The sequence below is a fragment of the Isoptericola sp. NPDC055881 genome (assembly GCF_053615895.1).
In genome coordinates, this window is sequence record NZ_JBSHCR010000097.1 from 1 (window position 1) to 11,537 (window position 11,537).

The following is an 11,537-nucleotide window of genomic DNA, read 5'->3' on the forward strand; positions in this document are numbered from 1 at the left end:
TTTTTTTGTGGTTGTGTGGGTTTTTTTTTTTTTTAATCCCCACCCCCCAGAGGGCGCCGGCGGGGCCCGGGGGGGGGGCGGGGGGGGGGGGGGCGCGGCCCGCGGGCCCCCGGCGGCCCCGCGGCGTCTCCGGGAGCGCAGCAGCGGGCTCGGGTGTGACGTGGGTCCCATTCGCCCGATTGGACTTGGCTCGCGCCCGAACGTGCCGTAATGTTCAGGGAGTCGACGCGGGGTGGAGCAGCTCGGTAGCTCGCTGGGCTCATAACCCAGAGGTCGCAGGTTCAAATCCTGCCCCCGCTACCACGGGATGTCGTCGACATCCAGAAGGCCCCGACCGGGATCCGGTCGGGGCCTTCGTCATTCCCGGGCCGGGCGCGACGTCGCCGTCGTACGCCCGCCCCCTCCCGTCCTCGCCCGCCGTGCAGTCGCGGGCCGGCCGGCGCGCGTCCCCGCACGGCTGGAGATGCGACCAGCGCGGCTCTGGGGCCAAGGTGGAGAACCCAAGAGCGTGGAGGACGCCCGCCAGCGGCGCGCCCGACGAGCGAGAGGACCGACGATGCCCCGACGGGATGCGGGACCGAGCGTCAAGGACAAGGAGCTGTACGAGGAGCTCCGGGACGAGGGCAACAGCAAGGAGAAGTCCGCGCGGATCGCGAACGCCGCCGCCGCTCGCGGGCGCGGCAAGGTCGGGAAGAAGGGCGGCGAGTCCGGCAGCTACGACGACTGGACGGTGGCCGACCTGCGCAAGCGTGCGGCCGAGATCGGCATCGAGGGCCGGTCGTCGATGCGCAAGAGCGAGCTGGTCGACGCGCTGCGCTCGCACTGACGGCCTAACGCCGCCGCCCTGCCCCGCGGTGGCTGTGACGTGCTGCCTGTCGCGGCACCCCGGCGCATGATGGACGGACAGGACCGAGCTCGGGCGGCGGGCGTGCGACGGCGCGAGGAGGCGGCGATGAGGGCGACGGTGGGGGACCGGATCGTGGTGGCGTCCGGGGTGGTCGGCGGTGCGGTGCGCGACGGGATCGTGGTCGGGTGCCCCCACGGGGACGGCACCCCGCCGTTCCAGGTGCGCTGGTCGGACACGGGCGAGGAGACGCTGGTCTTCCCCGGGGCGGACACCTTGGTGCAGCACGAGGGCGGCGACGCCGTGCCGGCGCGCCCGCCACGACCGGAGGTGGCGCGGGCGCTCACCTGGGACGTGCGGGTGTCGCTCATGGAGGCGGCCGGCAGCACGACCGCCGAGGCGATGCTGACGCCCGGCCCGGACGTGGGCTCGCTGCGCGCCGTCGGGCACGCGCGCAAGGACCCGGGCGACGCGCAGATCCCGGTGATCGGCGACGAGGTGGCGGCTGCGCGAGCCCTGCGTCGGCTCGCGGACGCGCTGCTCGAGCAGGCGGAGCAGGACATCTCGGCACAGACCGGGCACCGCGCGCACGTGCACCCCTGACCGCCTGACCGGCGCGGGCACGGGGCCCTGCCCGGGGAACATCGACAACCCGGGCGCGCCCCGCCTGTGACGACCGCCATGCCGCGAGAGGTGGTGGGCGGCATAGGCTCGCGACGTCGTGCCCGTCGCAGTCCACACCTCCGGAAGGCCCTCCTCGTGCGTACCTCCCGCCCTCTCCTCGCGGTCGCCCTCGCCTCCGCCGCCACCCTCGCGGTCGCCGGGTGCTCGTCGTCCGGCGACGACGGCGACACCGGCGCCACGCCCTCCGGCAGCGCCACCGACTGCACGCCCGAAGGGATGAAGACGCTCACCGACGGCACGCTCACGGTGGGCGCGAGCGACCCGTTCGAGCCCTGGTACGTGGGCGACCCCAGCAGCGGGAAGGGCTTCGAGTCCGCCCTCGTCTACGCCGTCGCGGACGAGCTGGGCTTCGCGAAGGACGACGTCGAGTGGACCTCCGTCACGTTCGAGCAGATCATCAGCCCGGCGGTGAAGCCGTTCGACGTGGCGGCATACCAGACCACGATCACCGACGAGCGCAAGGGCGCCGTCGACTTCTCCAGCCCGTACCTCACCAGCCGGCAGGGCGTCATCGTGGCCGACGAGGGCAAGTTCTCCGACGCTGCGAGCCTCGCGGACCTCAAGGGCGCCAAGGTGGGCGTCACCGCGTCCCAGACGTCCCTCGCGGCCGCCGACGCCGCCTGGGGGGACGACGTCGAGGTCACGCCGTTCAACGCGGCCGGGGACGGGATGACCGCGCTGAGCTCCGGCACGATCGACGCCATGGTGATGGACGTCGACCAGGGCGTCGCGGCCTCGACCGTCTACTTCCCCGACACCCACGTCGTCGGCACGCTGCCGCCCGTCGGGGAGCCGGAGCAGCTCGGGCTGGTGCTCGACAAGGGCTCCTCGCTCACGCCGTGCGTCTCGGCCGCCGTCGACACCCTGGAGGAGAACGGCACCCTCGACGACCTGCGCACCACGTGGCTCAAGTCGGACGACGTCCCCGAGCTCTCCTGACACGTGAGCGCCCCCACGACCGCCCGGACCCCCGGCTGGCAGCCCTCCGCGCGGGCCCGCGCCCGCGCGGCCTACCGGCGCGCCCAGCACCGCCGCGCGCTGCTCGTCGCCGCGGTCGCGACCGTCCTGGTGCTGGCCGCCGTCGTCTACGTCGTGACGACGGCGCCCGGCTGGGAACGGGCCCGAGAGGCGTTCTTCTCGCCCGAGCGTGCGTGGGAGGTGCTGCCCGAGGTGGCCGCGGGCCTGTGGCTCAACCTGCGGGTGTGGGTCGTGGCGAGCGTCGTGGCCCTCGTCGTCGGCCTGCTGCTCGCCGTCGTGCGGACGTCCCGCGTGCCGGCCCTGTTCCCGCTGCGGCTCCTCGCCGTCGGGTACGTCGACGTGTTCCGTGGCGTCCCGTTGCTGCTGGTGCTCCTGCTGGTCGGGTTCGGGCTGCCGGCGCTGCGGCTGCCGTGGCTGCCGGTCAGCGCCGCGTTCCTCGGCGGCCTGTCGATCGTGGTCTGCTACACCGCCTACCTGGCGGAGCTCTTCCGGGCGGGCATCGAGGCGGTGCACCCGTCGCAGGTGGCAGCCGCGCGGTCGCTGGGTCTGAGCCGCGGGCAGGCGGTGCGGCGCGTCGTCCTGCCCCAGGCCGTGCGGAACGTCACCGCGCCGGTAGCGAGCATGCTGGTGTCGCTGCAGAAGGACTCCGGGCTCATCTCGATCCTCGGCGCGGTCGACGCGATCCGCGCCGCGCAGATCGCCACGACGGGCGACTACAACTTCACGCCGTACGTGGTGGCCGGCCTGCTGTTCCTCGCGATCTCGGTGCCGCTGACACGCCTCGTGGACGCCTGGTCGGCCCGCCAGGGCTGGCGGGGCGAGCTGCGCGGGGTCGCCGGCGCGGGGGTCGTGCGATGAGCGCCGCGGCCGTGCCCCTCCTGTCGCTGCGCGACGTCCGCAAGTCCTTCGGCGCCGGCGCGGACCGCAAGGTCGTCCTCGACGGCGTCGACCTCGACGTCGCCGCGGGCGCGTGCGTCGTCGTCGTCGGCTCGTCGGGCTCCGGCAAGTCCACCCTCTTGCGGGTGGTGGACCTGCTGGAGGAGGTCGACGACGGCCAGGTGCTGCTCGACGGCCTCGACGTCGCCGACCCCTGGGTGGACGCCGACGCCGTCCGCGCCCGCCTCGCGATGGTCTTCCAGCAGTACAACCTGTTCCCGCACCTGCGGGTGCTCGACAACGTGACCCTCGCGCCGCGCGTCGTGCACCGGGTGCCGCGCGCCGAGGCCGAGAGCGCCGCCCTGGCGATGCTGGAGCGCGTCGGGCTGGCCGACAAGGCGCAGGCCTACCCCGACCAGCTCTCGGGCGGCCAGCAGCAGCGCGCCGCCATCGCCCGCGCCCTCGTGAACGGGCCGGAGCTGCTGCTGCTCGACGAGGTGACCTCCGCCCTCGACCCGGAGCTCGTGGGCGAGGTGCTGGACCTGCTGCTGTCGCTGCGCACCGAGGGGGTGGCCGGCCGGCCGACGACGATGCTCGTCGCGACGCACGAGATGGGCTTCGCCCGCGAGGTGGCCGACGAGGTCGTCTTCCTGCACGCCGGGCGCGTGCACGAGCGCGGCACGCCCGCCCAGGTGCTCGGCGACCCGCAGCAGGACCGGACGCGCGAGTTCCTGCGGCGCCTGCGCTGACGAGGCTCTCGGCCCACTCCGCGGCAGTTCCGGTTCGGTGCGGCAGCTCGAACTGCCGCACCGAACCGAAAGTGCCGCGCGGATGCCCGTAGCCTGAGGCCGCCGGCACCGCCGCCGGTGTCCAGGAGAGTGGAGGTCGAGCATGCGGGGCACGCCGGTCGGGTTCGTCGGCACGGGACCGATGGGGGCGCCGATGGCGCGGAACCTGCTCGCGGCGGGGTACGACGTCGCCCTGTGGAACCGCACCGCCGCACGGGCCGAGGACGTCGCGCGGGACCAGCCGCTCGCCACGGTCGCCGCGCGGCCCGCGGACGCGGCCCGACCCGTGGTCGTCGTCATGCTCCCGGACCTGCCCCAGGTGCGCGACGTCGTGGAACGGCCGGACGGGCTGCGCGCAGGGTGGTCCGCGGCCGGGGTGGCCGACCCGGTGCTGGTCGTCATGAGCACGGTGAGCCCGGTCGCGGTGACCGCGTGGGCGGCAGAGCTCGCGGCGACCGGCGTCCGCCTGGTCGACGCCCCCGTCAGCGGCGGCGTCGAGGGCGCGGTCGCCGGCAGCCTGAGCATCATGGCGGGTGGTGCGGACGCGGACCTCGCCGCCGTCCGGCCCCTGCTCGACGCGATGGGGACCACCGTGCGGCACCTGGGCCCGGTGGGTTCGGGCTCGCTCGCCAAGACGTGCAACCAGATCGTCGTGGGGGGCACGCTCAACGCCCTGGCCGAGGCGGTCGCCGTCGCCCGGGCGGGCGGCCTCGACCTCGCGACGGTGCTCGAGGTGCTGGGCGGCGGGCTGGCGGGCTCGCGGCTCCTGGACGACAAGTCACGCCGCTACCTGACCGGCGACTACGCGCACGGCGGGGCCTGCCGCACCCAGCTCAAGGACCTCGAGTTCGGCATCGCGGCGGGCGAGGCGCTCGGCGTCGACACGGCGCTCACCGAGGTGGCGCGCACCCGGTACCAGCGGATGGTCGAGCGCGGTGACGGGGAGCTGGACCACAGCGCCGTCATCCGCGTCGTCGCCTGAGCCCTCGCCGACCGGGGCCGCCGCCCCCTCGCCGGGCGCCCGTCGTATCACCGCCGGCCGCAGACCCTCCGAGATCCATGGAGGGACGACCATGAAACGACTGGTGCTGTGCTGTGACGGGACGTGGAGCCACGCGGTGAACTCGCAGGTCTCCAACATCGAGAAGCTCGCGCGCTGCGTGCGGCGCTCCGGAGGGGGCGGCGACAGCGACGTCGAGCAGCTCGTCGGGTACGTGGGGGGCGTCGGCGCCCGCGGCTACCTCGTGGACCAGCTCCTGGGCGGGGCGTTCGGCTTCGGGTTCACGCGGAACGTCGTGGACGGCTACCAGTTCCTCGCCATGAGCTACGAGCCGGGCGACGAGATCGTGGTGCTCGGCTACTCGCGCGGCGCCTACACGGCGCGCAGCGTCGTCGGGATGCTCTCGCAGGTGGGTCTGCTGACCCCGGAGGCGACGGACGCCGGGCTGCTGCACGAGGCCGAGCGCGTGTACCGGCTCAAGCCTCCGACACCGCGCAGGGTCGCGAGGGCGGAGCGGACCGTCCACCGCACCCGGGAAGGGTCGTGGCGCCGTCGTCGCGCCGAGGCGCTGCTGCGCCGGTGCGACGAGGTCAAGGCGGAGAAGGAGCGGTTCCGCGCCGCCCACGGAATCCGCGTCCCGGTGCGGTTCCTCGGCGTCTTCGACACCGTCGGCGCGCTCGGGGTGCCGGGGCTCTCGCGACGCAAGAACAGGTTCCACGACGTGTCCTTGTCGTCGGCCGTCGTCACCGCCCGGCAGGCCCTGGCGATCGACGAGCGCCGCCTCACGTTCGCGCCCTGCCTGTGGACCGTGCCCGACGGCGACCCGCCGGACCGGGTGCAGCAGGTGTGGTTCCCGGGCACGCACGGTGACGTCGGCGGCGGGGGCGCGCGCTGCGGCCTCTCCGACATGGCGCTGCAGTGGATGGCGGACGAGCTGCGCGCCGTCGGCGTCCGGTTCGACGAGCACCGTCTGGCGCGCCAGCTGACGCCGAAGGCCGAGCTGATCCTCGCCCAGGCGCCGCCGTGGCCCTTCCGGGTCATCAACGTGGTCAAGCGCGTGCGGCCGCGGTACGAGACGGTCGACGGGCGCGTCGTGTTCCGGCACGGGCTGCGCGTGCTCGCGCTGCCGGCGACCGTACCGGCCGCGACCCTCGCGGCGGGGCCGTCCGGCGGCGTCGCCGAGCCGTGGCGCGACGGCGTACGGCTCGCCGACACGGTGCTGCGCTACGTGATGCGCGACGGCTACGCGGCGCTCGCGCCCAACCTCGGCTGGTGGATGGCGGAGGCGGGCGGCGTGGAGCGGCTCCCGGTGGAGCAGGTGGACGCCGCGCGTGGCGACCTGCGGCCGCTCGTCGTGCCGCGGGGCGACGTCGTCGCGCACGAGCGCGTCCCGCGCGCCCTGACCGCAGGGCGCTGAGGGTCGCCGGACCGGGCAGACCGGGCGGGCCGGTCAGTCGTCGTAGGCGTCCTTGACGACCAGGACGGGCACGGACGCGTCGAGCAGCACCCGCTGCGTCGTCGTGCCGATGAGGAAGGTGCCGGCGCTGGAGCGCTTGCGGGAGCCGAGGACGACGAGGGTCGCGCCGACCTCGTCGGCGGCGTCGAGGATCGCGTCGGCCGGCTCCGTGCCGGCGGCGCGCCGGGTGACGGGCCGCACCTCCACGCCCTGCGGCACGTCGTCGAGCAGGCCGTCGAGCGGGTCGCCGTCCACCGGGTCGTCCGACCGTGCCAGGTGCACGACGTGCAGGGCGAGCCCTCTGCGGGCCGCCTCCGCGATCGCCGTCCGGACGGCCGCCTCACCGTGGGGCGACGGGTTGTAGGCCACGAGCACCGTCATGGGCACACTCTCGCACATCGAGGGAACCCTCCGCCGGTCCGGGCCGTTGTCCCCACCAGCCGACGAAGGAGCAGCCGCCATGCAGTGTCCGCACGACCAGTCCGTCCTCGTCATGACCGAGCGCAAGGGCGTCGAGATCGACTACTGCCCGCAGTGCCGCGGCGTCTGGCTCGACCGGGGCGAGCTCGACAAGATCATCGAGCGTTCCCTCGAGTCGGAGATCGCCGCCGAGGCGCGCGGTCCTGTGCCGCCGCCGACGTCCCCCGGGCCGCCGCTCCCGGCGTCGTACGACGATCGGCGCTACGACGGGCCGAGGTACGACGAGCGGCGCTTCGACGAGCGCTATGACGACAAGCGGTACGACGAGCGCGGGTACGACCCCCGCTACCGCAAGCGCAAGAAGAAGGACTCGTTCCTCGGCGACCTGTTCGACTTCTGAACCGCCCGGGCGCCGTCAGGCGGCGGCGAGCTGCTCGCGCACCTGCCGCTTGGCGCGGGTGAGCATGCCCGCCATCCCGTTGAGGCGCAGGGGGCTGACGGCGCGGGTGAGGCCGATCATCAGGGGGAAGTCGTCCGGCACGTCGAGGACCTGCTGCGGCGACAGCCCGGACAGCCCCTGCGCGAGGATCGACGCGAACCCGCGGGTGGTGGGCGCCTCCTCGGGCGCGGTGGCGAAGAAGTGCACGACGTCGCCGTCGACCTCCGCGAACGCGCGCACGGGGGACTGGCACTCCTCGACCCGCTCCAGCAGGCCGGGTGCGCTCTCGTACCGGGCGGGCAGGCCGGGCAGCTCGCGCGAGAACTCGAGCAGGAGCTGGAGGCGCTCCCGCTCGGGCAGGGCGAGGAAGTCCTCCCGGATCTCGGACAGCGACTCGGGCAGGGTGGCGGCGTCGGTCATGGCTCCAGTCTCTCTCGGCATGCGTGGGCGCGGACCCCGCCGAGGTAGTGCGAGACCGCGCGAGGTAGTTCTCCCCGCGCCGAGGTAGTTCTCCCCGCGGCGAGGTAGTGGGCAAGACCACTACCTCGTCGCGGGGAGAACTACTTCGGCAGGTTCGGCACTACCTCGGCAGGTTCGGCACTACCTCGGCGGACGTGCGGTCGCGGCGGGGACGGGTCAGGCGGCCTGGCGCTGCTTGACGCCGGCGGGGACCTCGCCCGGCTCGGTGCCCGCGACGATCGGCACGCGCACCGCGTTGCCCCACTCCGTCCAGGAGCCGTCGTAGTTGCGCACGTCGTCGATGCCGAGCAGGTAGCGCAGCGCGAACCAGGTGTGGCTGGAGCGCTCGCCGATGCGGCAGTACGTGATCACGGAGTCGCCCTCGGTGAGGCCCAGGCCGCCGTCCTGGTAGATGGCCTCGAGCTCGGCCCGCGGCTTGTAGGTGCCGTCCGCGGCCACCGCGGTGGCCCAGGGGACGTTGCGGGCCGAGGGGATGTGGCCGCCGCGCAGCACGCCCTCCTCCGGGTAGTCCGGGATGTGGAGGCGCTCGCCGGAGAACTCCTGCGGGGAGCGGATGTCGACCAGCGGACCGTTGCCGAGGTGGGCGAGCACGTCCTCCTTGAAGGCGCGGAACGTGGTGTCGTCGCGCTCGACCACCGGGTAGGTGCCGCGGGCGGGGGAGGGGACGTCGGTGGTGAGCTCGCGGCCCTCGGCGACCCACAGGTTGCGGCCGCCGTCGAGCAGGCGCACGTCCTCGTGCCCGAACAGGGTGAAGACCCACGCGGTGTACGCGGCCCACCAGTTGTTCTTGTCGCCGTACAGGACGATGGTCGTGTCCCGGGAGATGCCGCGGTCGGCGAGCAGGTCGGCGAAGCCGGCGCCGTCGAGGTAGTCGCGCTCGACCGGCTGCAGCAGGTCCGTGTGCCAGTCGATCTTCACCGCGCCGGGGATGTGGCCGGTCTCGTACAGCAGGACGTCCTCGTCGGACTCCACGACCACGAGGCCCGGGGTGTCGAGGTTCTCGGCGAGCCACGACGTCGTCACGAGGCGCTCGGGGTGCGCGTACTCGGCGAGGCGGGGTGTCGGGTCGGTGGGTGCGGGCATGGTTCCTCCATCGGTGCGGCGGCCGGACGTCGTGGCCACTCTAGGAACACCGCGACCGGCGAGGACAGTCCGCGTCCATCATGTGGGACCACGATGCGAGACGCATGAATCAAGCCTCGAAAGACCGCGATGCGGAAGGATGATTCCGAAACTCTTGTACCGCGCCCCGCCCGGGTGTAGCGTCGCGAATGCCTAAGGCGGGCCCGGGCCGCGCGGACGTCGACGTCGACTCCCGCGCGGTGGTCGACGAGATCGATCCGACACCGGCAGCTATCTACCAGGCGGCATGAAGGACAACTCGCCTGCAGCGGCCCGCCGAGCACCCGGTCCCGCACCGGACCCGGTGCGGCGCCGGACCCGGTGCGGCGCCGACGAACCCGTGGTGTGCCCGGGGGTCGCTGCCCGAACCGTGGAGACTCACCATGGACCGCAATGCCGTGATCAGCACCCAGCCAGTCCGCACGGCCGTCCCCGTGGACGCAGCACACCTCGAGAAGGCCGTCACCCTGGCCGTCGACAGCGTGGCGAACGCGGGCGGCCCCTTCGGAGCCGTGATCGTCACCCGTGACGGCCGCGTCGTCGAGGGCAACAACCGTGTCACCCAGGACAACGACCCCACCGCCCACGCCGAGGTCACCGCCATCCGGCGGGCCTGCGCCGAGCTGGGCACGTTCGACCTGTCCGGGGCCGTCCTGTACTCCAGCTGCGAGCCGTGCCCGATGTGCCTCGCGTCCGCCCTGTGGGCGCGCGTGGACGCCGTCTACTTCGCCGCGGACCGCCACGACGCGGCCGCCGCCGGGTTCGACGACGCCGCGTTCTACGACTTCTTCGCCGCCCGCCTGCTGGACGCGCCCGAGACCCGGGCCGCAGGCGAGGTCATGACGGTGCGCCACGAACGCACCGACAGCGCCCTCGCGCCTTTCGACGCGTGGCGCGTCCTCGACACCCGCATCGACTACTGACGCGCAGCGGGCCGGAAAGGACACAAGGACGTGACCATCCTGGGAACCCGGCGGGACACCGCCGAGAACGACGAGACGCCCACCACCGGCACCCGGCGCGGCGCGCTGGACCGGCTGTTCAGGATCACCGAGCGAGGCTCCACCACGGGACGCGAGATCCGTGGCGGCCTGGTGACCTTCTTCGCGATGGCGTACATCGTGATCCTCAACCCGCTCATCCTCGGCGGCACCAGCGCCGAGAACGCCCCGACCGACGTCGCCGGCGGCTGGCTCGCGACCGCCCAGGTCGGCGCCGTCACCGGCCTCGCCGCGGGCGTGCTGACCATCCTGTTCGGCCTCGTCGCGAACCTGCCGTTCGCCCTCGCTGCCGGCCTGGGGATCAACTCGTTCCTCGCCGTCGCCGTGGTCGGCGACGTGACCTGGCCCGAGGCGATGGGCCTCGTGCTCATCAACGGTCTGCTCATCGTGCTGCTCGCCGTCACCGGCGCCCGGTCGGCGATCTTCAACGCCGTCCCGCGCCAGCTGAAGGCGGCCATCACGGTCGGCATCGGCCTCTTCATCGCGTTCATCGGCTTCGTCGACGCCGGTTTCGTCACCCGCACCCCGGCCGGCCCGCCGGTCCAGCTCGGCGACGGAGGCTCGATCACCACCGTCCCGACGATGATCTTCGTGCTCGGGCTGCTGCTCATGGGCGTCCTCGTGTCGCGGGGGGTCAAGGGTGGCTTGCTGATCGGCCTGGTCGCGACGACTGTCGTCGCGGTCGTGGTGGAGGCGGTGCTCCGGCTCGGCCCCGCCGGCGCCGACAACCCGGGCGGCTGGCACCTGTCCGTGCCCGCGCTGCCCGGCTCGCTGGTGTCGGTGCCCGACCTGTCGCTGCTCGGCCAGTTCAGCTTCGGCGCCTTCGACCGCATCGGCGCGCTCGCGGCGACGATGCTCGTGTTCACCCTGTTCTTCACGAACTTCTTCGACGCGATGGGCACGATGACGGGTCTCGCGAAGCAGGGCGGGCTCGCCGACGCCGACGGGAACTTCCCGCGGATCAAGTCGGCGCTGGTCGTCGAGGGCGTCGGCGCGGTCGTCGGCGGCGCCTCGTCGTCGTCGTCGAACACGGTGTTCGTGGACTCGGCGGCAGGTGTCGGCGAGGGGGCCCGCACCGGGCTGGCGTCGGTCGTGACGGGCGGGCTGTTCCTGGTCGCCATGTTCCTCACGCCGCTCACCGCCGTCGTGCCGATCGAGGTCGCCAGCGGCGCGCTGGTCGTGGTCGGCGCGATGATGATGCGAGAGATCAAGGAGATCGACCTGGGTGACTTCTCCGTCGCCCTGCCGGTGTTCCTCACGGTCGTGACCATGCCGCTGACGTACTCCATCGCCAACGGCATCGGGATCGGCTTCATCACCTGGGTGCTGCTGCGGTTCGCCTGCGGCAGGGTGCGCGAGGTGCACCCGCTGCTGTGGGTGGTCGCGGCCGGCTTCCTCGTGTACTTCGTGCGCGGCCCGCTCTCGGCGGCGCTCGGCGCCTGACGGCAC

General features: G+C 73.4%; 13 protein-coding genes and 1 tRNA gene. 11 read left to right on the plus strand and 3 right to left on the minus strand.

The window, feature by feature from the left end; genetic code table 11:
- Positions 1-226 precede the first annotated feature (226 nt).
- The 8 genes from ACWGKI_RS19320 (at position 227) to ACWGKI_RS19355 (ending at position 6,587) form a co-directional block, all read left to right on the plus strand.
- Positions 227-303: transfer RNA gene (locus ACWGKI_RS19320), tRNA-Met, on the plus strand.
- A gap of 253 nt (positions 304-556) precedes the next feature.
- Positions 557-826 carry a DUF7218 family protein gene (locus tag ACWGKI_RS19325; protein WP_380245092.1) on the plus strand — a complete coding sequence of 90 codons (270 nt, stop codon included), beginning with the start codon at positions 557-559 and terminating at the stop codon, positions 824-826.
- Positions 827-952: 126 nt separating this feature from the next.
- Positions 953-1,447, plus strand: coding sequence for a dsRBD fold-containing protein (locus tag ACWGKI_RS19330; protein ID WP_380245093.1), 495 nt, complete (start codon positions 953-955; stop codon positions 1,445-1,447).
- Between the two features lie 156 nt (positions 1,448-1,603).
- Positions 1,604-2,467, plus strand: a complete 864-nt coding sequence (locus tag ACWGKI_RS19335) for an ABC transporter substrate-binding protein (RefSeq protein ID WP_380245094.1) — start codon at positions 1,604-1,606, stop codon at positions 2,465-2,467.
- A gap of 3 nt (positions 2,468-2,470) precedes the next feature.
- Complete coding sequence (locus ACWGKI_RS19340; RefSeq protein ID WP_452189191.1) at positions 2,471-3,364, plus strand: ABC transporter permease subunit; 894 nt, start codon at positions 2,471-2,473, stop codon at positions 3,362-3,364.
- Complete coding sequence (locus ACWGKI_RS19345; protein WP_380245096.1) at positions 3,361-4,131, plus strand: amino acid ABC transporter ATP-binding protein; 771 nt, start codon at positions 3,361-3,363, stop codon at positions 4,129-4,131. Before ACWGKI_RS19340 ends, ACWGKI_RS19345 begins: the two co-directional genes overlap by 4 nt.
- Positions 4,132-4,273: 142 nt before the next feature.
- A complete protein-coding gene (locus ACWGKI_RS19350; protein ID WP_452189193.1) occupies positions 4,274-5,152 on the plus strand; it encodes an NAD(P)-dependent oxidoreductase in 879 nt (292 codons plus the stop codon).
- A 91-nt stretch (positions 5,153-5,243) separates the two neighbouring features.
- Positions 5,244-6,587 carry a DUF2235 domain-containing protein gene (locus ACWGKI_RS19355; RefSeq protein ID WP_452189195.1) on the plus strand — a complete coding sequence of 448 codons (1,344 nt, stop codon included), beginning with the start codon at positions 5,244-5,246 and terminating at the stop codon, positions 6,585-6,587.
- A gap of 33 nt (positions 6,588-6,620) precedes the next feature.
- On the opposite strand, the gene ACWGKI_RS19360 is transcribed toward ACWGKI_RS19355, so the two are convergent.
- On the minus strand, positions 6,621-7,007 hold the full coding sequence (locus ACWGKI_RS19360) for a universal stress protein (RefSeq protein ID WP_452189197.1): 387 nt from the start codon (positions 7,005-7,007) through the stop codon (positions 6,621-6,623).
- Positions 7,008-7,086: 79 nt separating this feature from the next.
- Here ACWGKI_RS19360 and ACWGKI_RS19365 point away from each other — a divergent pair, with 79 nt between their 5' ends.
- Positions 7,087-7,446 (plus strand): TFIIB-type zinc ribbon-containing protein, encoded by a 360-nt coding sequence (locus ACWGKI_RS19365; protein WP_452189199.1) that lies wholly within the window; start codon positions 7,087-7,089, stop codon positions 7,444-7,446.
- A gap of 15 nt (positions 7,447-7,461) precedes the next feature.
- Here the strand turns inward: ACWGKI_RS19365 and ACWGKI_RS19370 are convergent, their stop codons facing one another.
- Positions 7,462-7,905 (minus strand): SufE family protein, encoded by a 444-nt coding sequence (locus ACWGKI_RS19370; protein WP_380245101.1) that lies wholly within the window; start codon positions 7,903-7,905, stop codon positions 7,462-7,464.
- Between the two features lie 216 nt (positions 7,906-8,121).
- Entirely contained in the window at positions 8,122-9,048 is a 927-nt protein-coding gene (locus tag ACWGKI_RS19375; RefSeq protein WP_452189201.1) for a sulfurtransferase, read from the minus strand.
- A 422-nt stretch (positions 9,049-9,470) separates the two neighbouring features.
- Here ACWGKI_RS19375 and ACWGKI_RS19380 point away from each other — a divergent pair, with 422 nt between their 5' ends.
- Positions 9,471-10,010, plus strand: a complete 540-nt coding sequence (locus ACWGKI_RS19380; RefSeq protein WP_380245536.1) for a nucleoside deaminase — start codon at positions 9,471-9,473, stop codon at positions 10,008-10,010.
- Between the two features lie 30 nt (positions 10,011-10,040).
- Positions 10,041-11,531, plus strand: a complete 1,491-nt coding sequence (locus tag ACWGKI_RS19385; RefSeq protein WP_452189203.1) for an NCS2 family permease — start codon at positions 10,041-10,043, stop codon at positions 11,529-11,531.
- The last annotated feature ends 6 nt before the right edge of the window (positions 11,532-11,537 follow it).